Here is a 20,442-nt window from a genome sequence, read left to right on the forward strand (position 1 = left end):
AAATGAATTGTAAATCATTTTATGAATCTGTATTCACTTTTTCAAAAAATCATTGTATGTTACTTATCAAATACCCACAAAATATTTTATGGACAACAAATATAACCAATAGGATGAAAATATCATGAACCTACGCAGCTTGAATTTCGGTCTAGATGAAACTTTAATTGCGCTTCAAGATTCGGTAGCCGCATTTTGTGCAAAAGAAATTGCACCAATTGCCCAACAAGTTGATCAAGACAACAAATTCCCTGCACATCTCTGGAAAAAATTCGGAGATATGGGCCTTTTAGGCATGACGGTTTCTGAAGAATATGGCGGTGCCAATATGGGTTATTTAGCTCATATTATTGCTATGCAAGAAATTTCTCGTGCTTCGGCAGCCATTGGTTTGTCTTACGGTGCTCATTCTAATTTATGTGTAAACCAAATTAACCGTAACGGTAACGAGCAGCAAAAACAAAAGTATTTACCAAAACTGATTTCCGGTGAATATGTTGGTGCCCTTGCGATGTCTGAACCGAATGCGGGTTCTGATGTCGTCAGCATGAAATTACGTGCAGAGCAAAAAGGTGATCACTTCGTTTTAAATGGTTCAAAAATGTGGATCACTAACGGCGGTGATGCAGATGTACTCGTGGTTTACGCTAAAACTGATCCGCAAGCTGGTGCAAAAGGCATGACTGCTTTTTTAGTTGAAAAAAGCATGAAAGGCTTTAGTCACGGTAACCATTTAGACAAACTCGGTATGCGTGGCTCTAACACTTACCCGCTGTTCTTTGACAATGTAGAAGTACCTGCTGAAAACGTACTCGGTGGTGTTGGTAACGGCACAAAAGTACTGATGAGTGGTTTGGACTACGAACGTGCAGTTTTAAGTGCCGGACCTTTAGGCATTATGGATGCCTGTTTAGATGTCGTGATTCCTTATTTACATCAACGTGAACAGTTTGGCCAAGCTTTAGGTGAATTCCAGCTTATGCAAGGCAAACTTGCCGATATGTATTCAACTTGGTTGGCATGTAAAGCACTCGTTTATGCTGTTGGTGCTGCATGTGATAAAGCTGACCATGACCGCAGTCTACGTAAAGATGCTGCAAGTGCCATTTTATATGCTGCTGAAAAAGCAACATGGATGGCTGGTGAAGCAATCCAGACTTTAGGCGGCAACGGTTATATCAATGAATTCCCTGCTGGTCGTTTATGGCGCGATGCAAAACTTTATGAAATTGGTGCCGGAACTTCTGAAATTCGCCGCATGCTGATTGGCCGCGAACTTTTCAATGAAACCAAATAATAATTATAAATAAGGACGCATCTTATGAACCAATTACAAAGCAAGATTAATGTTCGAAGTGAAGACTTCAAAACTAACCAGCAAGCCATGCAAACATTGGTCACAGATCTAAAACAAGTTGCCCAGCGTATTGCTTTAGGTGGTGGTGAAAATGCCCGTCAAAAACATTTGGCTCGAGGTAAACTTTTACCTCGTGAACGTATTGATCAACTCATTGATGTCGGTACGGCATTTTTAGAAATTGGTCAATTGGCAGCGTACAACGTTTATGAAGATGATGTTCCTGCCGCAGGTGTGATTGCAGGTGTTGGTCAAGTCAACGGAATCACTTGCATGATCGTTGCCAACGATGCAACGGTTAAAGGTGGAACGTATTACCCACTTACGGTTAAAAAGCATTTACGCGCACAAGAAATTGCTGAACAAAATCACTTGCCTTGTATTTATTTGGTAGATTCAGGCGGTGCCTACTTACCAATGCAAGATGAGGTTTTCCCAGACCGCGATCACTTCGGGCGTATTTTCTATAATCAGGCACGCATGTCGAGCCTAGGTATTGCCCAAATAGCTGTGGTAATGGGAAGCTGTACCGCAGGTGGTGCATATGTACCTGCCATGTCTGATGAAACCATTATTGTCCGTAATCAAGGTACGATTTTCTTAGGTGGACCTCCTCTTGTAAAAGCTGCGACTGGTGAAGTGGTAAGCAGTGAAGACTTAGGCGGTGGTGATGTGCATACACGGCTTTCGGGTGTAGCTGACCATTTAGCTGAAAATGATGAACATGCGATTGCGATTGCACGAAACATTGTCGCTAACCTTAATAAAAAGCCAAACGACCTAAATAAACAAGTCGATGAACCATTGTTTGATGCATCGGAACTCTATGGTGTGGTTCCAAGTGATGCACGTAAACCTTTTGATGTTCGTGAAGTGATTGCCCGTATTGTAGACGGCTCGCGTTTTGATGAGTTTAAAGCACGCTTTGGTTCAACACTGATTACCGGTTTTGCTTCACTCTATGGTATGCCAGTCGGCATTATTGCCAATAACGGGATTTTATTTTCTGAGTCTGCACAAAAAGGCGCACACTTTATTGAGCTATGCACACAGCGCAATATTCCATTGTTATTCCTACAAAACATTACGGGCTTTATGGTTGGTCGCCAGTATGAAAATGAAGGAATTGCAAAAAACGGTGCGAAACTGGTTATGGCAGTTGCAACCGCAAATGTACCAAAACTCACCTTGATTATTGGTGGTTCGTTTGGTGCAGGTAACTACGGCATGTGTGGCCGTGCTTATTCACCACGCTTTTTATGGACATGGCCAAACTCTCGTATTTCAGTGATGGGCGGCGAACAAGCAGCAAGCGTCCTCTCGACTTTAAAACGTGATCAGATTGAGCAAAAAGGTGCCGAGTGGTCAGCGCAACAAGAAGACGAATTCAAACAACCAATTCGTGAACAATACGAGCGCCAAGGCCATCCGTACTATGCTTCTGCCCGCCTTTGGGATGACGGTGTCATTGACCCAGCGCAAACTCGCCAAGTACTTGGTTTAAGTCTTACCGCTGCGATGAATGCTCCAATCCAGCCAACTAAATTTGGCGTGTTCCGCATGTAAGAGGTGTATATGAGCTATCAATTTTTACAACTCGAACAACAAGGTCAGGTTGCCTATGTTTGGCTGAACCGTCCTGAACTACACAATGCTTTTAATACTACAGTCATTGAAGAGCTGCATGCTTGCTTTAAGCAAATTAATACGCGTGATGATGTTCGTGTAGTGGTTTTAGCAGGTCGTGGTAAAAGCTTTTCGGCAGGTGCCGACCTCAACTGGATGAAACAGGCAGGTCAGGTATCTTCAGCAGAAAATGAAGCAGATGCATTAAAACTTGCGCAAATGCTTGATGCACTTGCAACGCTTAAACAACCGACCATTGCTCGTGTGCACGGTATTGCTTTTGGTGGCGGCATGGGTTTGGCATCGGCATGTGATATTTGCATTGCCAGCACCGACGCCAAGTTTGCAACTTCTGAAGTTCGTTTAGGGCTTGCTCCATCTACCATTAGTCCTTATGTGATTCGTGCAATTGGTGCAAGACAAGCCTCTCGCTATTTCTTAACTGCCGAGCGAATTTCTGCACGTGAAGCTAAACACATTGGTTTGGCACACGAAGTAGCAGATGCCGAAGATTTAGATAAAAAAGTTCAAGAAATTATTGATGCTCTATTACTTGGTGGCCCGCATGCTCAAGCGGCCTCAAAACAACTGATTCAAATGGTGAGCAACCAGACCATGAGCAATGATTTGCTGCAACAGACAGCACATCATATTGCTCAAGTTCGTCAAGGTAGTGAGGCAAAAGAAGGTCTGAGTGCCTTTTTAAATAAACAGCAGCCTGCTTGGGTTTCTAACTCGAATAACAACAATTAAGGACGATCATCATGTTTGAAAAGATTTTAATTGCGAACCGTGGCGAAATTGCCTGCCGTGTAATTCGTACAGCTAAAAAATTAGGTATTGCAACGGTTGCCGTTTACTCAGATGCAGACGCAAATGCACAACATGTCAAACTTGCAGATGAAGCGGTTTATATTGGTCAATCCCCTGCAACGCAAAGTTATTTGCAAGCCGACCGTATTATTCAAGCAGCGATTGATACAGGCAGCCAAGCGGTTCACCCGGGCTATGGCTTCCTTTCTGAAAATGACCAGTTTGCACTCGCTTGCCAACAACACAACATTTGCTTTATTGGCCCACCAGTGGATGCCATTTTAGCGATGGGCTTAAAAGCGACCTCGAAAGCTTTAATGGAAAAAGCTGGTGTCCCTTTAACACCGGGTTATCACGGAACCAACCAAGATGCCGACTTTTTAAAACAACAGGCAGATCAAATTGGTTATCCAGTTTTAATTAAAGCCAGTGCCGGCGGTGGTGGTAAAGGCATGAGTCTGGTTGAACGCAGTGAAGATTTTCTACATGCCTTAGCCTCTTGTAAACGTGAAGCTAAATCGAGTTTTGGCAATGATGACGTCTTAATTGAGCGTTATGTGATTCAACCACGACATATTGAAGTTCAAGTGTTTGGCGATACGCATGGCAACTATGTGCATTTGTTTGAACGTGATTGTTCGGTACAACGCCGTCACCAAAAAGTGCTAGAAGAAGCCCCTGCTCCACAAATGCCAAGCGAAAAGCTCGATGCAATGCGCCAAGCAGCAATTGATGCTGCACGCGCCGTAGATTATGTAGGTGCAGGTACGGTTGAGTTTATTGTGGAACAAGACGGAACGGCGTATTTCATGGAAATGAATACCCGTTTACAAGTCGAACACCCTGTCACTGAAATGATTACAGGTGAAGACTTAGTTGAGTGGCAACTTCGCGTCGCTTATGGCGAACCTTTACCTAAACTACAAAACGAATTGCAAATTCACGGACATGCGCTTGAAGCACGTATCTACGCTGAAGAACCAGAAAAAGGCTTTTTACCTGCTATTGGTAAAATTGACTATTTGCATTACCCAACGCAAAACCAATATGTACGTGTAGACAGCGGTATTGTTGAAGGTGATGAAATCACGACTTATTACGACCCAATGATTGCTAAACTCATCGTATGGGGTAAAAACCGTGAAGCTGCGCTCATTCAAATGCAACACGCTTTAAGTCAATTCCATGTGGATGGTTTAGGCAACAATATTGCCTTTCTTGAAAAGATTGTTCGTAGTGAATCTTTTAAACAAGCTAAGCTTGATACCAACCTGATTCAACGTGAACAAAACTTCTTGTTTAGTCCTGAAGAGATCAAACCTGAACTTGTGGTAGCAGCGGCATTTATTGAGTTCCTCAGTAAACTTAATAACAACAACTCAAGCCAAAAACAGCTTTGGCAGGCTCAACCACTTTGGCGTTTAAATATTGCTTATCAGCACAGTATTAAACTGAATTATTTAAACCAAAATATCCAAATCAAATTTGCCTCAAATGAAGATGGTTTCACCGCAAAATATAACGGTCAAAGCTACCCGATTTCTGGACAATTGATTGATGCGCATACGGCCTCTGTTCAAATTGCTGGGACTAAGCAAAAACTGTCTTTTAACCAAAGTCAGCAAGGTATTACCTTATTCCAAAATGGACAAAGCTATAAGTTTGCTTACATCCGTCAAGACTTTAACCAGGCAGATAGCCAAGCTGACGAAGGCCACCTAAAAGCACCAATGCCGGGTGTAGTCACACAAGTGCTAGTAAGTGCAAATCATAGCGTGAAGAAAGACGATATTTTAATGACGCTTGAAGCGATGAAAATGGAATATACCATTCGTGCCCCTAAAGACGGCTTGATTGTAGACTCCTATTTCCAAGTCGGTGATCAAGTCAAAGCTGGCGACGAGCTTTTGGAATTTCAGCCTGCGCAGGAGGAAGTTGCATGAGTGAGTTTGTCAAAATCGTGGAGGTCGGTCCCAGAGACGGCCTCCAAAATGAAAAGCAGGCTTTGACTGTCGAACAACGCTTAAACTTTATTAATGACCTGATTAATGCAGGTCTGAAATCGATTGAAGTCGGTTCATGCGTTTCGGCAAAATGGGTGCCGCAAATGGCTCAAAGTGACGAGCTATTTAAGCTGTTACCCCAAACAACCGATGTGCAATTTAGCCTACTCACTCCCAATATCAAAGGTTTTGAAACTGCTCAAGCGGTAGGATGCAAAGAGGTTGCGGTGTTTACCGCAGCTTCTGAAAGCTTTACCCGTAAAAATATTAACTGCTCAATCGATGAGAGCTTTGAAAAATTTAGCGATGTCATGAGTGCAGCAAAAGCACATAACATCCGTGTACGCGGTTATGTCTCCTGTATTGTCGATTGTCCATATGAAGGCGCAATTGCCCCTGAGCAAGTGGTAAAAGTTGTTAAACGACTCTATGACATGGGCTGCTATGAAGTGTCCTTAGGTGAAACCATTGGTACGGCTACACCAGATCGCGTTCAAAAGGTTTGGCAAGCATGCCTCGCTGAACTCGACAGCAAGGTTTTGGCTGGGCATTTCCACAATACCTATGGCATGGCGATTGCCAATATTTATCAGTCTTTACAGCAAGGCATTCGTGTTTTTGACTCGTCTCTTGCAGGACTCGGTGGTTGCCCTTATGCCAAAGGTGCTTCGGGTAATGTATCGACCGAAGATCTGTTTTATTTGCTGTCGCACATGGGGTTTGAAACTGGTATTGACTTAGAAAAACTGATGCAAGCCAGCCAAAATATTAGCAATGTATTAAACCGAAAAAGTTTGTCGAATTATGCAAATGCTTATTGGCAAACCAAGTACGCATAGTAATAAATAAAATAGCTCAGCATCTGGTATAAAGCTTAATATTAGGCCGATTACCAGATTATCGCGTCTAATTTTTTATCTCATTTCGTTCAGGAATTGGGACTAAATCCCTCATGCAATTTTTTTAAAATTTATCATTTATCTCTGTATTAAATGCCTCTCTCAACAGAAGCATTCTCTACCCTATTTTTGTTCTAAATCCGTATTATCCTTTTTCAATTGTAGTCCTTAAAAATTTATCTGATTATTTATAAAAATAAGAAGCATCCATTTCAATTCTTGGAGAAATATGTTCTTCCACCCAATCTAACCATGCACGTGTTTTAGCATCAATAAAATGACGTGAAGGCAATAAGGTATAAACCCCTATATCGGGCGAACGCCACTCTGGCAAGATATGACATAATCTTCCATTCTGAACTGCATCTAAAGCCGAAAACATCGGCAATAATGCCACGCCCATATCTTGTTGCACCACATCTAATAATAACTCAGGGTTATCTGCAATAAGTTGCCCACCAGTATCAATTTGGTAAGACTCACCCTTTGCATTTAATAAGTGCCAATCTGGTGTAATAGATGGGTTTACTAAGCGTAAACAGGCATGGTTTTTTAAGTCTTCTGGGGACTCAGGCACACCATGTTTTTCTAGATACGCTGGTGAAGCACATAAAACAGAAAAAATAGTGCCAATTCTGCGTGCAACAAACCGAGAATCTGTTAATGATTCAGTTAGATACAGACTGACATCGACCCCTTTTGCCAATAGATCTGGAACGTACTGTGAAGTCGTATATTCCACTGTTAATTCGGGATAATGCTTACAAAACTCGGCCATCACTGGAAAAACATAATGATGCCCAAAGCTTCCCATGCTTAACACACGTAAACGGCCTTTGGGTTTAGAAGCCGTCCCTGTTACTTCTGATTCTGCTTCATCCACCATTGAAATGACTTGGCGACAGCGCTCTGCATAAGTCGCACCAATATCGGTCAGTGCCTGCTGGCGCGTTGAGCGTTGTATTAATTTTGTACCTAAGCGTGTTTCTAGCTCGCTGATAAGACGTGAAACCTGTGCTGTGGTCAGATCCATCTGCTCAGCTGCTGCTGTGAAACTCCCGCTATCAATCACTTTCAGGAATGCATGCATTGCATGCAATAGTCCACCATCGAGATTTTTGCGCATAACGTAAATATGTTTTCCTAAATTACGGATTGTTGCACCAGTTTAGTTCAACCACAATGACTAAATGTACATACATTGGCACTAATTCTTTTTAAGAAGAGGAACCGATCTTTTTTTATTTCGTATGTCACTTGCTCCAAATATTCAACTGGATGTTGAAAAAAGAAAGTAGTCCGAGCTACTAAAAATTCTAAGGAGATATAAATGAATATAGCTACAAAAGTCACTCCAAATATTATTGCAACAAAGGATGTGTCACTTGAAGATAAATATGTAAGTGATAACGGTACAGCATATATGACTGGCATCCAGGCACTTGTTCGGTTGCCTCTTGCCCAAACTCGCCGTGACGCGATGAATGGTTATCATACTGCTGGTTTTATTTCTGGTTATCGCGGTTCTCCTGTTGGTAACTATGATAGTTTCCTTTGGCAAGTTCAAGGATTACTTAAATCCCATAATGTTGTATTTCAACCTGGTGTAAATGAAGACTTAGCTGCTACCGCAATTTGGGGTACTCAACAAGTTAATCTTTCAGGCCAAGGCAAATATGATGGAGTGTCTTCATGGTGGTATGGTAAAGGCCCGGGTGTTGACCGTTCAGGCGATGTACTCCGCCATGCTAACTTAGCTGGTACCTCTGAACGTGGTGGTGTCGTTGCTTTATTTGGTGATGACCACTCATGTAAATCTTCTACAATCCCTCACCAGTCTGAACATGTCATGATTGGTTGCGGTATTCCAATTTTCTACCCAACATCCGTTCAACAAATTTTAGACTTTGGTGTTCACGCCATTGCTGTTTCACGTTTTTCTGGCCTTTGGTCTTCAATGAAGCTGGTTAGTGAAATTGTAGAAACTTCTGCTTCTGTTCATGTCGACCTAGACCGTGTTACTCCGGTTATACCAGAAGATGTCAATTTCCCAGAAGGTGGCGTCAATATTCGCTGGCCAGATCATGGCATTCAGCAAGAAGAACGTCTTTATAAATATCGCTTACCTGCTGTTTTGGCTTATGCCCGCGCCAACAAAATCAACACCGTTACATGGCCTTGTGAAAATGCCCGTATCGGTATTGCTGCAAGTGGTAAAGGTTATTTAGATACCATTGAAGCCTTACGCATTTTAGGTATTGAAGATGAAACTGCCCAACAGCTTGGGCTACGTGTTTATCAGGTCGGACTGATTTGGCCGTTAGAACCTCAAGGCGTTCGTGAGTTTGCCGAAGGTTTACAAGAACTAATCGTTATTGAAGAAAAACGTCCAATTATTGAAACACAAATTAAAGATGAGCTGTACTCACTGCCTGATGGCAAACGTCCACATGTGATTGGTAAAGCAACTGATGGCAAAGGTGAATGGAGTACTTCTATTGAAGAAGCACCGCTCATTGGTCACTATGAATATCAGCCTGAACCTATTGCAAAAATGCTGGCTGCTCGCTTCTTAAAACTCGATATTCCAGAAAGCTTAAAAACACAAATCCAAAGCAGAATCGACTTACTGCTAAAAGCAGAGCAAGAATCAAAACGTGTTATTGATCTTGCTGAGCGTAAACCATATTTCTGTAGTGGTTGCCCACATAACTCTTCAACAGTCGTTCCTGAAGGTAGCCGTGCATTAGGCGGTATTGGTTGTCACTATATTGCCGTTTCACTTGACCGTGGTACCGAAACGTTCTCTCAAATGGGGGGTGAAGGTGTAAGTTGGGTCGGTGCATCACCATTTACCAATGAAAAACACATTTTTGCCAACCTTGGTGACGGAACTTACTTCCACTCAGGTTACTTAGCAATTCGTCAGTCTATTGCCGCAAAAACTAATATTACCTACAAAATCCTCTACAACGATGCGGTCGCTATGACAGGTGGTCAGCATGTAGATGGACATTTGAGCGTTGCGCAGTTAACTCGTCAGCTTGCTGCCGAAGGCATTAAAAAACAAGTCATTGTTACTGATGAAGTTAAACTATTAAATGAAGAAGACGGCATTGCACCAGGTGTAGAAATTCGCCACCGTAATGAACTCGATACGGTTCAACGCGAGCTCCGTGAAGTTACAGGTGTAACCGCTTTAATTTATGTACAAACCTGTGCCAGTGAAAAACGCCGTCGCCGTAAACGTGATGCCTACCCTGACCCAGCTGAGCGTTTGTACATTAACAGCGATATTTGCGAAGGCTGTGGCGACTGTTCGAAAAAATCAAACTGCTTATCTATTGAGCCAGTAGAGACTGCTTTAGGTACTAAACGTCAGATTAACCAAAGTAGCTGTAATAAAGACTTCACTTGTGCCGAAGGGTTCTGCCCAAGTTTTGTGACTGTTCATACACGTGATATGAAACGTCCAGCTAAATTTGAAGGTATTGGTGCAGGCTGGCCAACATCTCCAGTTATTCCTCAGTTATATGATGTTCCAAGTCGTATTATGGTCGGTGGTATTGGTGGTACAGGTGTTGTGACTATTGGCGCACTGCTTGGTATGGCAGCTCACCTAGAAGGTAAAGCAACACGTGTGATGGACATGGCTGGACTTGCCCAAAAAGGTGGTACAGTTTATTCATACGTTCAACTTGCAGCAAGTGATGAGCAAATTTCTTCTACCAAAATTCCAGCGGGCCAATGTGAATTACTCATCGGTGCAGATGCCGTAGTCGCTGGTGGTAGCGCTGCTCTTTCTCGCTTAAAAGATGATGCGTTGGTTATTGTGAATGAAGACAGTACCCCTACTTCTGAGTTTATTAAATCTCGTGACTGGTATGCACCGATTAGCGATTTAATTGATCGTCTTCGTGGTCGTGTTCGTCAAGGTCAACTGGTTTCTTTGCCAGCAGCTCGCATTGCAACACAACTGCTAGGTGATTCAATTTATACCAACCAGTTATTACTTGGTATGGCATGGCAATCTGGTCGCATTCCGCTATTACGTGAAAGTATTGAAAAAGCAATTCGCTTAAATGGTACTGCTGTTGAAAAGAACCTAGAAGCTTTCCGTGTGGGTTGTCATCTTGCAAGTGACCCAACTTTAGCTGCACGCTTAGTTGCGGCAATGCCAAAAACTAAAACTCCGCAAACTTTGGCTGAACTTGTTGAAGACCGCTCTGCTCGTCTAACAGACTACTGGAATGAAGCTTATGCAGCTAAATACCGTACACTTGTAGAACTGGCAGCTAAAAAACTACCAGAAGAGTTAACAGGTACGATTGCAACTCAGCTTTATAGAGTCATGGCGTATAAAGATGAATATGAAGTTGCACGTCTTTTAACAGGTAAAAGCTTCAAAGAATCAATTGAAACCCAATTCGGTAAAGGCTTACGTTTAACCTATCATCTTGCTCCACCAGCGTTACTTGGTGGTCTGAAAAATGTCCGTAAACGTGCGTTTGGTTACTGGATGCGCTTCCCAATGATGATGCTTGCTCGTTTACAATGGCTTCGTGAAACTTTCCTTGACCCATTTGCACGTCAAGAAGAACGTCAACACGAACAAGCATGGCGTGACCGTTACATCGCATTTGTTGAAGCACTTGTTGAAACACCAGACAATCATAACTTGGCAGTTGCTGAGCAAATTGCAAAATTACCAGCAGAAGTTCGTGGTTATGGTCATATCAAAATGAAAGCAATGGATGCAGCAAAACAGCGTTGGGATGAGCTTACACCAACACTCATTAAAGTTCGTAGCTAAGGAATTGCTTAAAATTTAAATCTCGAAATAAAAAAGTCATCCTTAGGGATGACTTTTTTATTGGCTCAAAAATTTACTTAGCCATTTTACGTAAAGTTAAAATCTGTTCGCTTCGCCCAAATGGACCATACACATCATGTAAAACCGCACTGGTTAAACCAATACCATCTGAGCCATATTGCTGAACGGTTTCCAGACCTAACCATTTACCTTTCGGATAACGGTGCATGTGGATTTGTAAATCAAGATTTGGAAAACCCCAAGTAAATTCGCCTTCTTGTCTAGGCACAATTCCATTTGCGGTATCTATCATGCCAATCAAATGGGCAAAATCTGTCGTCGACTGCCCTTCAACCATTTCTTTATCATTATTGAGCCAAACAATGCCTTTGCCTGCGCGATGCTGATCATCCGTTTTAGTGACTAGCGTTTGAATAAAGCCACCCGGCCATCTTTTCATACCTGTCCATTCAGTAAAGGTATCTGGGTGATGAACTGGCCGATCTTCAAGCCCAGCAATATCGGAACTATCTTGAGTACACATGCGCCATGCTCTAGCCACAATACAGGTTTTACCTTGTGCTTGCATTTCGGCTTCAATCAGTTCAATGGTTTTACCGGCACGAATCACATGTGTCTTAATCGTAAATTCACCAAATGCAATCAATCCAAAGATATCAAAACTAATTCGACCAATTCGCATATCTTGTCGTGGTGAAAATTGCTCTAGCTCTGCTGCGATGACACCACTTGCAGGCGCCATGTGCTGTTCATGAGGGTTCCATGCCCCTTGTGCATGAACAGTTGAGCAATAATGAGCAATAACTTCGCCTTGAGGACCAATTGTTCTATTCAGTAATTGATAATAAGCATTCATGATTTTCTTTCCGTAGTCCTTGTCCAACATCTATATTTGATGAAAATTCACGTTTTAATGCTTATGTTAACTCTCTATTTTTTTGGCTCAACTGGTTTTTCCTACCAAAAACTGATGAGTCTAAAATTACAAATTTAATCACTAGGTAAAATTTCGCATGTCAATTTCACCCAGTGATTCTAGATATTGCCATTCATTAAAATGCAAAAGCATCTTGATCGAGTTCCATGATTGATTCAGCGCCAGACTCAATAGAAGCAGCATGGCTCTGTGTACGATGCAAAAGTTTTTGATAGAAAAACTTAGCTGTCGTTAATTTTGCTTTATAAAAAGCTTGCTCTTGTGTACCCAATTCTAATTTTTCATAGGCAACTTGTGCCATTCGAGCCCACAAATAAGCGAACACGACGTAACTGGAAAAATAAAGATAATCCACCGAAGCTGCCCCTATTTCTTCAGGATTGTGCTTGGCTTTCGCTGCAATCGTTTTGGTCAGTGACAACCATTGTTGCTTGAGCTCAGCTAATTTTTCTAGATAAGGTTTCAGGGTTTCACTAGATTGCTGTTGATTAATAAATTGATCCATTAGATCGGCCATATTTTTTAGAAGTTTGCCTTCTGACTTAAGGACTTTACGTGCAAGTAGATCTAAAGACTGGATTTCGGTTGTTCCCTCATACAATGTTGAGATACGCGCATCACGTACAATTTGCTCCATACCATGCTCAACAATAAAGCCATGACCGCCAAATACTTGAACACCATGCTTTGCAGATTCATTGCCTGATTCTGTTAAAAAAGCTTTAGCAATTGGTGTTAAAAAAGCCAGTAACTCATCAGAGTGTTTTTGCTGTTCCTGATCGTTTGAACTTTCGACAATATCGACATGCTGAGCTAGAAAGTAAGCCAGTGCACGACCACCTTCGGAAAAAGCTTTTTGCGTCAATAACATTGAGCGTACAGCGGGATGCACAATAATTGGGTCGGCATTTTTCTCAGGATATTGAGGACCTGATAACGATCGCATAGCAAGACGCTCTTTGGCATAACTTAATGCGCCTTGAAATGAAATTTCAGAAGCAGCGAGTCCTTGTACTGCCGTTCCAATACGTGCGGTATTCATGAAGGTAAACATACAATTGAGCCCGCGATTTTCAGGTCCAATTAAGTAACCTTTCGCGCCATCAAAATTCAGTACACAGGTGGCATTACCATGAATCCCCATTTTATGTTCAATCGCACTACAAACGACTTTATTACGGTCCAGTACCTGACCGTCGTCACTCACATTAAATTTTGGAACAATAAATAAAGAAATACCTTTAGTCCCTGCGGGTGCCTGAGGCAGACGGGCTAAAACAATATGAATAATATTTTCAGAAAGATCGTGTTCACCTGCCGAGATAAAAATCTTTTCACCCGTAATTGAGTAACTACCGTCCGGTTTGGGTTCTGCTTTCGTTCTAATTAACCCAAGGTCCGAACCCGCATGTGATTCGGTTAAACACATGGTTCCGGTCCAGACACCACTAATGAGCTTAGCCAAAAACTTCTGTTTTTGTTGCTCGGTGCCATGATGCTCAATGGTTCTCATTGCACCATGAGACAAGCCCGGATACATTGCCCACGCCCAATTAGAACCACATAACATTTCAGAAACCGCAATCCGCAATAAGGTCGGTAAGCCTTGCCCACCATATTCTGGGTCAGCAGTTAAAGAGGTAAACCCAAGCTCGGCATATTTTTGGTAGGCTTCTTTAAAACCTTTCGGCGTTGTGACTACGCCTTGATTTAAATGACAGCCTTCCTGATCGCCATTTTGGTTAATAGGCGCCAATTCATTTTCACAAAAATCTGCTGCTGCCTCTAAGTATTGATCAATTAATTCTCGATTTACGCTTTCCTGATATTTGCTTAAACCTTGATAGTTCTGTTCTGTTTGAAGCATTTCATGCAACACAAATTGCATATCGCGTAATGGAGCTTTATATAAAGGCATAGTTTTTTCCTTTCACCTCTCTGCCTGTGTGATGGGCAGATATTGTTTTTCCCTAAAATGGACTTTTATTGTTTCAATCTCACCAAAATATCAAAAAATTTCTTATAGCAAAATATATTTTCACTAATTTAATAAAATTATCGTAACTCAGGAATAGATATAAAACATAAACATTTGTTTTAAAATGTAAATATAGAATAAAAAGTAATTAGCATTGCTTAATTAGAATAACTTTAAATTTTGTATTGCAAAATTTTATTTCGTAAAAATTCAATTTATAGTATGGTGATTAGATTGCTTAATTATCCAAGGACGATTTATGGAAAGCCCGAAATACACAGGTCTTGAGTTTTTAACCGCTTTAAAAAATGGTGAAGTTTCTCCATCACCTATGGCTCACACCATACCAATGGAACTCGTTGAAGTATCCGAAGGTAAAGCAACTTATAAAGTTACCCCTCGCAAAGAACACAGAAATATACAAGGTGGTGTACACGGCGGCTTTTGCGCCACAGCTTTAGATACAGCTACTGGCAGTGCAGCTCATACATTGCTCGAACATGGCGTCGGCTATGGAACCATTGATTTAAATGTAAAAATGATCCGCCCCATGCAGGTTGATACATCTTACTATGCGACAGCCGAGTTGATTAATGCGGGCCGTAATATTATTAGTACCGAAGGAAAAATCGTAGATGAGAACGGCAAAATATATGCCTTTGCCTCGGCAACCTTAATGATTATTCGCAAATAATAAAATATTGAAGCTCCTGTTTAGGGAGCTTTTTCTTGTTTTGCAATCTTGCCCATTTCATAAAAATCTAAGCGATCAATCATAAAACTTAATATTGCCATCGCTAAACCTAAAGCAGCACATGCTTCCCATCCCCAGTGTTTCCATGCATACACCGCAATAAAAGAACCCAAGGCGGCTCCTCCAAAATATAAGGTCATATAAATCGAGTTAATACGCGAACGCGCCTCGGCCGAAATTCGGTAGACCAGATTTTGGTTAAGCACATGAAATGCCGATAAACCAAAGTACGCCATAACAACCCCTACAGCGTAGGCCACCAGAGACTGCTGCGCAAAAAATAGTGGTATCCATGCACTTATTAATAGGCCCATGCAAATCACTGCAATTTTATTCTCAAGCCCTGCCGCAATTTTCTTACCTGCCCAAGGGGTCGCAAACACACCTGCCAGTCCAACAATCCCAAATAAACCAATCTGGAAATCGTTAAAGTGATAAGGCTCATTCGCCAAAATAAAAGTCATGGTAGTAAAAATCAGAGCCAAAATACCAAAGCCAATTCCCCCCGCCAAACCACGGCGCAGTAAATGAGGCTGATGAGCTGCTAATGAAAATAATGAACCATAAATCTGTAGAATATTGAGTTGGTGGGATTTGCGCGCAACTGGTAACTTCACCCACATTACCCATGCAAACACCAAAATGACGATTCCACTAATTAAATAAACCGCATGCCAAGACCAAACTGTAGAAAGCAAGCCTGCAATAGAACGCGCCAACAATATTCCTAAGAACAAACCGCTCATGAGAGTGCCTACAACTTGAGGGCTTTTTTTCGGACTAGCTAGACCTGCGGCGAAAGGAACTAAAACTTGAGTTGCAATCGAAAAGAATGTGGCTAAAAAGGTAAAGCCATATAAAGCTGGCAAGGTTTGACTTAAGGATAACCCTACTTGTGCAAGCCCCGTACAACACATGAGCAAGCAAATATAACTGCGCTTTTCAAAAAAGTCGCCTAGGGGAACTAATATAAAAAGGCCAACTGCATATGACAGTTGGCTAATGACAATGGTTAAAGCGACTTGATCAGCATTAACTTTTAATGCTTCTGCAATTGAATAGATTAAGGGCTGGTTATAATAGTTTGAACCCGCACAAATTCCACATGTCATTGCCATGATAAAAATAAAGCTTTTTGACAGTATATTTTCTGCATTGGGCTCAACTATTTTTTCCATTTTTAACTACGCCCTATTTTAAAATTTATACATCGATACAAAGTTTACGCGTGATACATCAGCGGTTCTGCCATCAAATACTTCTCGTTTGCCTTGATGATATTCCATACCAATATCCATTTGCTCAATCGGTGAATAGAAAACGTTAGCTGCGTAGTCCGTTAAGCGTTTGTTGGCATCTGGGTTGAGTTTGGCATAAGCCGTGTCGTCATCATAATCAAACATTGAAGCCGATAAGTTTGCACGCCATTGCTCATTGAATTTATATGAATAACCAATATTGATGCTATTCAACTTATTCATAACCAAATCTGTTTTATCTTCGTTTAAAGAGAAATCACCCGCAGCATTTAAACTTGTTGAATTTGCCAAACCACTTTGCGTGGTATACGGCATAAATTTTTGATCACCAACAATATATTGATAATTTGCTTGTACCGACTGCTGAGGGGTGAGTTGATATTTTAAGCCGCCTCCAGCGCCCCAGCTTACTTTCTTCACCGTGGCAGTTGCGACATCTGTGGATTTTTCATTGATAAAACCTTGCGCAAGAGCAGTTAAAGGCCCTTGTTTAAAGGTATAGCGCCCCGTTAAAGATGGCAATGCCGAGACTCTCGAACCTGTATATTCCAAGGCTACTTTTAAATCATTATTGGCATCAATTTTCCAGTCATAGCGAATTTGAGGAGTACGCGTATACGAGGTTCCCACAAATTGCGTGTAATCGACAGCTTCGGTACGGGTTTCCATGTTAGACATGAGTGACCATGTTTGACCAAAGGTCCAGTCTTTATAAGTGAAAAAAGCATGACGGATACGGAATTTACCATCGCCAGTTCCCATGTTAGAGCTATCAAAGAAATCGGCTTCGATATTCCCTGTAACAGCTTTATTAGGGCTATTAAAATAAACACCTAATCGGCTTGCATTAATCATGGCATCGGAGCGTGCATGGTTTGAACGTTTTTCACTTTCAAAAGGTGTTCGGTACAAGCTGCTGGTCGTTCTACCGCCCGAGTCTGGTGATGATTTGAAATCAACCGCCGCATCAATACGAGCAATACCGTAAACCTTCACATTATCTGTCCAAGTGACCCACGAAGGAGCAACAGGCTTTTCTGTTACAGTCGCTTTAGTTTTTTCAATGTTCTCTTCGATCTTTACCTGTTTGACCTGTAAATTATTTTGAGTTTGTTTCTGAGCAGCAAGTTCTGCTTTTAATTTTTGCAGCTCGGTTTCTAGCAAATTGATTCTTTGTTCTGTGGTATCTGAAGAATTTGCAAAAATAGTCCCTGAAGCCGCAGCGCAAGCTGCAGCTAAAATTAATTTTTTCATCTTTTAATCCTTAAAGAAGCGTTTTTCCGTGTGTATTTAGGCTACACGTGCATCGATTAGTTCACAGTCAGTGACCGCTTGTAATTCATCAAAACTAAGACCTTCCACCATTTCTGTGACATAAGCTTTTTGGTCTTTGAGTTCAATAATGCATAAATCGGTATAAATACGATTAACACACTGCTCACCCGTCATTGGATAGCTCAGTTCTTTTACAATTTTGGACTCACCTTTTTTAGTGACATGTTCCATATAGACATAAATCGTTTTTGCGCCGACCGCCAAATCCATAGCACCGCCGACTGCTGGTACATCATCTGCTTTACCAGTATGCCAATTTGCCAAGTCCCCATTTACCGCAACTTGGAATGCACCAATTACACAAATGTCCAGATGACCGCCACGCATAATGTCAAACGAGTCACCATGATGCATAAAGCATCCACCATCTAATAAAGTGACAAGTTCTTTTCCAGCATTAACCAAATCTTGATCTTCCTCACCAGGTTGTGGTGGTGGCCCAAAAGCCAAGACACCATTTTCTGAATGTAGAAAGATTTCTTTGTCTTTGGGCAAAAATTTAGCAACGTTGGTCGGCAAGCCAATCCCTAAATTGACATAAGAACCTTCAGGAATGTCATTGGCAATAAGCTTGGCAATATCTTCACGAGAACGCTTTTGAACTGACATTAGATATCTCCTACTTTTACAACGTGCTGAACAAAAATTCCCGGTGTAATAATGCACTCTGGATCAAGCGTTCCTAGCTCTACGGTGTCATTCACTTGAACAATCGTGGTTTTAGCAGCTTTTGCCATGATTGGCCCAAAATTACGGGCTGCTTTGCGGTAAGTTAAATTACCCCAGCGGTCAGCTTTATCGGCATAAATCAGTGCAAAATCAGCCTCAAGTGGATATTCAAGTACATAATTTTTACCGTTAATGGTGCGGGTTTCTTTGCCCTCGGCAACTTTGGTGCCATAACCAGTTGGCGTAAAAATAGCGCCTAGACCCGCACCTGCTGCCTGAATACGACATGCCAAATTACCTTGCGGAACCAGTTCCAACTCAATTTTTCCAGCTCGATATAAGTCTTGAAAAACGGTTGATCCAGCAGATTTTGGAAATGAACAAATCATTTTTTTAACGCAACCGGCAATAATCAGATTTGTTAAACCACGATCACCCGAAGCCGCATTGTTATTTACAATGGTCAGTTCTTTTTTTCCTAAATCGATTAAGGCTTCAATTAATTCAGCAGGTTGGCCCGTCACACCGAACCCGCCTGTCATGATGGTTGCTCCATCAGGAATAGCTTTTAAAATTGGTTCAATGTCACTGGTGATTTTATTTATCATCTCACTTGTCCCTTTTCATCCTTAATTTAAGGTGACAGATTGATCTGTCACTCTGCCTTTTGCGGGTTAAATAGTCGGTCTTTAATAAATAACAATGGAATTACCCCGCAGATAAAATAAGCCGCAGCCATCACCAAAAGCCCTAAGCCAATAGAACCGTTCTGCGATAGAAAACCAATTGTTAATGGAGAGAAAATAGAAAGTACTTTGCCAATGTTATACGCACCACCCACTGCCGAACCTCGAATTGAAGTCGGGAAACTTTCTGTCATATAGGTAGCATTAATTGCGTATGGAATACCGTAAAGGAAACCGAAGAACAGCATCATCCATAAAATGTTGGTTGGTGTATTTAAATAGACAATGACCGGAATAAATAAAGCTGTACCAATGGTTCCGAAAGCGAATACAGCGCGGCGCCCTAATTTGTCGGCAACGATCCCTGCAATTACTTTGGCAAACATCATAATCAGGAAAGTACCGACCATATACATGGCCATTTCTTTAAATTTGATGCCAAGATCAGACTCTAAATAAGCTGGTAACCAGTTACTTACGCCATAATAACCAAACTGCAATGCACCTGTACTAATAATCCAAAGAACAAACATGGTGCCATGTTTCTTATCTCTTAAAATTTCAAGATATGGGTTTTGACGTTTTTTAGGCTGGCTACTTTGAGCGACTTCTAGCGCTTTTAATTGACGCGCTTTTTTCCAAGACTCAGGTTCAGGTACACAAAAGTGCATTAAAATTGACAATACCACAGGCGTAATTGCAATCCAGTATAGGAAACGCCAGCCATGTTCAGGAATAATATGTCCAGCCAATAAGGTCGCTAGCAAGGAACCTAAGGTATAACCCGTCATGAGAGTAGCCAAAACAGTCGAGCGATGTTTGGTTGGCACCATTTCTGACATTAAAATATTACAAGCAATATAGAGCGCACCTAAACCCATCGCTCCAAAAGTTCTTAAAATTGCAAATTGCATATAAGAATCAGTAAAACCCAGTGCGCTGGTTAAAACTGAAGAATAAGCAATAAAGAACACGATAATGCGGACCCGCCCAAAACGGTCACAAGCCCAACCACCAATCAAGCCACCAATTGCTGAACCTAAAAGTGTTAAACTGCCTAATGTTCCGGCTTGTACACCCGTTAAATGAAATTCTGTTTTAAGACTGGTCAGGCTTAATGCCAAAAAACCTAAGTCTGCCCCATCACACAACAATGTTAAAAAAGCGAATATAAATGCGGTAATCCAAATCTTTTTTGGTGTCTGGATAGCTTCACTGCTAGCCGTATTTTGTGCAACTGTTTCTGTTGTCATGTCCATATCCTCAGAAGGAACATGAGGCATCCAATGCCT

Annotated in this window: 15 protein-coding genes; 7 read left to right on the forward strand and 8 right to left on the reverse strand. The window is 41.6% G+C overall.

Going from position 1 to position 20,442, the window contains the following annotated elements:
• The first annotated feature begins 124 nt into the window (after positions 1–124).
• From MJX77_RS17055 to MJX77_RS17075, 5 genes are read left to right on the forward strand one after another with little or no spacing between them, the layout of a single operon-like run.
• Positions 125–1,297 (forward strand): isovaleryl-CoA dehydrogenase, encoded by a 1,173-nt coding sequence (locus MJX77_RS17055; RefSeq protein WP_005304222.1) that lies wholly within the window; start codon positions 125–127, stop codon positions 1,295–1,297.
• A 24-nt stretch (positions 1,298–1,321) separates the two neighbouring features.
• Positions 1,322–2,923, forward strand: a complete 1,602-nt coding sequence (locus MJX77_RS17060) for a carboxyl transferase domain-containing protein (RefSeq protein WP_252059797.1) — start codon at positions 1,322–1,324, stop codon at positions 2,921–2,923.
• A 9-nt stretch (positions 2,924–2,932) separates the two neighbouring features.
• Positions 2,933–3,736, forward strand: coding sequence for an enoyl-CoA hydratase/isomerase family protein (locus tag MJX77_RS17065; RefSeq protein ID WP_252059798.1), 804 nt, complete (start codon positions 2,933–2,935; stop codon positions 3,734–3,736).
• 11 nt (positions 3,737–3,747) lie between these two features.
• On the forward strand, positions 3,748–5,739 hold the full coding sequence (locus MJX77_RS17070; RefSeq protein ID WP_252059800.1) for an acetyl/propionyl/methylcrotonyl-CoA carboxylase subunit alpha: 1,992 nt from the start codon (positions 3,748–3,750) through the stop codon (positions 5,737–5,739).
• The gene (locus MJX77_RS17075; RefSeq protein WP_252059801.1) at positions 5,736–6,638 is read left to right on the forward strand and encodes a hydroxymethylglutaryl-CoA lyase; all 903 of its coding nucleotides are present in this window, start codon (positions 5,736–5,738) and stop codon (positions 6,636–6,638) included. Before MJX77_RS17070 ends, MJX77_RS17075 begins: the two co-directional genes overlap by 4 nt.
• A gap of 244 nt (positions 6,639–6,882) precedes the next feature.
• Here MJX77_RS17075 and MJX77_RS17080 read toward each other — a convergent pair whose 3' ends face one another.
• Positions 6,883–7,824 carry a LysR family transcriptional regulator gene (locus MJX77_RS17080; protein ID WP_086266185.1) on the reverse strand — a complete coding sequence of 314 codons (942 nt, stop codon included), beginning with the start codon at positions 7,822–7,824 and terminating at the stop codon, positions 6,883–6,885.
• 204 nt (positions 7,825–8,028) lie between these two features.
• On the opposite strand from MJX77_RS17080, the gene MJX77_RS17085 reads away from it, so the two are divergent.
• A complete protein-coding gene (locus tag MJX77_RS17085; RefSeq protein WP_252059802.1) occupies positions 8,029–11,511 on the forward strand; it encodes an indolepyruvate ferredoxin oxidoreductase family protein in 3,483 nt (1,160 codons plus the stop codon).
• A gap of 73 nt (positions 11,512–11,584) precedes the next feature.
• Here the strand turns inward: MJX77_RS17085 and MJX77_RS17090 are convergent, their stop codons facing one another.
• Both MJX77_RS17090 and MJX77_RS17095 read right to left on the reverse strand, forming a co-directional pair.
• Positions 11,585–12,388, reverse strand: a complete 804-nt coding sequence (locus MJX77_RS17090; protein WP_252059803.1) for a thioesterase family protein — start codon at positions 12,386–12,388, stop codon at positions 11,585–11,587.
• Between the two features lie 196 nt (positions 12,389–12,584).
• Complete coding sequence (locus MJX77_RS17095; RefSeq protein WP_252059804.1) at positions 12,585–14,387, reverse strand: acyl-CoA dehydrogenase C-terminal domain-containing protein; 1,803 nt, start codon at positions 14,385–14,387, stop codon at positions 12,585–12,587.
• Between the two features lie 304 nt (positions 14,388–14,691).
• Between MJX77_RS17095 and MJX77_RS17100 the strand changes: the two genes are divergently transcribed.
• Positions 14,692–15,141, forward strand: coding sequence for a PaaI family thioesterase (locus MJX77_RS17100; RefSeq protein ID WP_174722647.1), 450 nt, complete (start codon positions 14,692–14,694; stop codon positions 15,139–15,141).
• Positions 15,142–15,161: 20 nt separating this feature from the next.
• Here MJX77_RS17100 and MJX77_RS17105 read toward each other — a convergent pair whose 3' ends face one another.
• From MJX77_RS17105 to MJX77_RS17125, 5 genes are read right to left on the reverse strand one after another with little or no spacing between them, the layout of a single operon-like run.
• Positions 15,162–16,379 (reverse strand): MFS transporter, encoded by a 1,218-nt coding sequence (locus MJX77_RS17105; protein WP_199944886.1) that lies wholly within the window; start codon positions 16,377–16,379, stop codon positions 15,162–15,164.
• An 18-nt stretch (positions 16,380–16,397) separates the two neighbouring features.
• Positions 16,398–17,714 carry an outer membrane trimeric porin-like protein DcaP gene (dcaP, locus tag MJX77_RS17110; RefSeq protein ID WP_032030077.1) on the reverse strand — a complete coding sequence of 439 codons (1,317 nt, stop codon included), beginning with the start codon at positions 17,712–17,714 and terminating at the stop codon, positions 16,398–16,400.
• Between the two features lie 36 nt (positions 17,715–17,750).
• Entirely contained in the window at positions 17,751–18,404 is a 654-nt protein-coding gene (locus MJX77_RS17115) for a 3-oxoacid CoA-transferase subunit B (RefSeq protein WP_016138550.1), read from the reverse strand.
• The gene (locus MJX77_RS17120; protein ID WP_000608703.1) at positions 18,404–19,072 is read right to left on the reverse strand and encodes a 3-oxoacid CoA-transferase subunit A; all 669 of its coding nucleotides are present in this window, start codon (positions 19,070–19,072) and stop codon (positions 18,404–18,406) included. Before MJX77_RS17120 ends, MJX77_RS17115 begins: the two co-directional genes overlap by 1 nt.
• Before the next feature lie 47 nt (positions 19,073–19,119).
• On the reverse strand, positions 19,120–20,403 hold the full coding sequence (locus MJX77_RS17125) for an MFS transporter (RefSeq protein WP_252059805.1): 1,284 nt from the start codon (positions 20,401–20,403) through the stop codon (positions 19,120–19,122).
• Positions 20,404–20,442: the final 39 nt, after the last annotated feature.

The organism is Acinetobacter sp. AHP123, from assembly GCF_023757925.1.
GTDB lineage: Bacteria > Pseudomonadota > Gammaproteobacteria > Pseudomonadales > Moraxellaceae > Acinetobacter > Acinetobacter oleivorans.

Coding starts and splice junctions, on each gene's coding strand:
- dcaP (WP_032030077.1), bottom strand. CDS start 17,714: ATGAAAAAATTAATTTTAGCTGCAGCTTGCGCTGCGGCTTCAGGGACT.
- MJX77_RS17085 (WP_252059802.1), top strand. CDS start 8,029: ATGAATATAGCTACAAAAGTCACTCCAAATATTATTGCAACAAAGGAT.
- MJX77_RS17055 (WP_005304222.1), top strand. CDS start 125: ATGAACCTACGCAGCTTGAATTTCGGTCTAGATGAAACTTTAATTGCG.
- MJX77_RS17115 (WP_016138550.1), bottom strand. CDS start 18,404: ATGTCAGTTCAAAAGCGTTCTCGTGAAGATATTGCCAAGCTTATTGCC.
- MJX77_RS17060 (WP_252059797.1), top strand. CDS start 1,322: ATGAACCAATTACAAAGCAAGATTAATGTTCGAAGTGAAGACTTCAAA.
- MJX77_RS17075 (WP_252059801.1), top strand. CDS start 5,736: ATGAGTGAGTTTGTCAAAATCGTGGAGGTCGGTCCCAGAGACGGCCTC.
- MJX77_RS17065 (WP_252059798.1), top strand. CDS start 2,933: ATGAGCTATCAATTTTTACAACTCGAACAACAAGGTCAGGTTGCCTAT.
- MJX77_RS17095 (WP_252059804.1), bottom strand. CDS start 14,387: ATGCCTTTATATAAAGCTCCATTACGCGATATGCAATTTGTGTTGCAT.
- MJX77_RS17080 (WP_086266185.1), bottom strand. CDS start 7,824: ATGCGCAAAAATCTCGATGGTGGACTATTGCATGCAATGCATGCATTC.
- MJX77_RS17070 (WP_252059800.1), top strand. CDS start 3,748: ATGTTTGAAAAGATTTTAATTGCGAACCGTGGCGAAATTGCCTGCCGT.
- MJX77_RS17125 (WP_252059805.1), bottom strand. CDS start 20,403: ATGACAACAGAAACAGTTGCACAAAATACGGCTAGCAGTGAAGCTATC.
- MJX77_RS17120 (WP_000608703.1), bottom strand. CDS start 19,072: ATGATAAATAAAATCACCAGTGACATTGAACCAATTTTAAAAGCTATT.
- MJX77_RS17090 (WP_252059803.1), bottom strand. CDS start 12,388: ATGAATGCTTATTATCAATTACTGAATAGAACAATTGGTCCTCAAGGC.
- MJX77_RS17105 (WP_199944886.1), bottom strand. CDS start 16,379: ATGGAAAAAATAGTTGAGCCCAATGCAGAAAATATACTGTCAAAAAGC.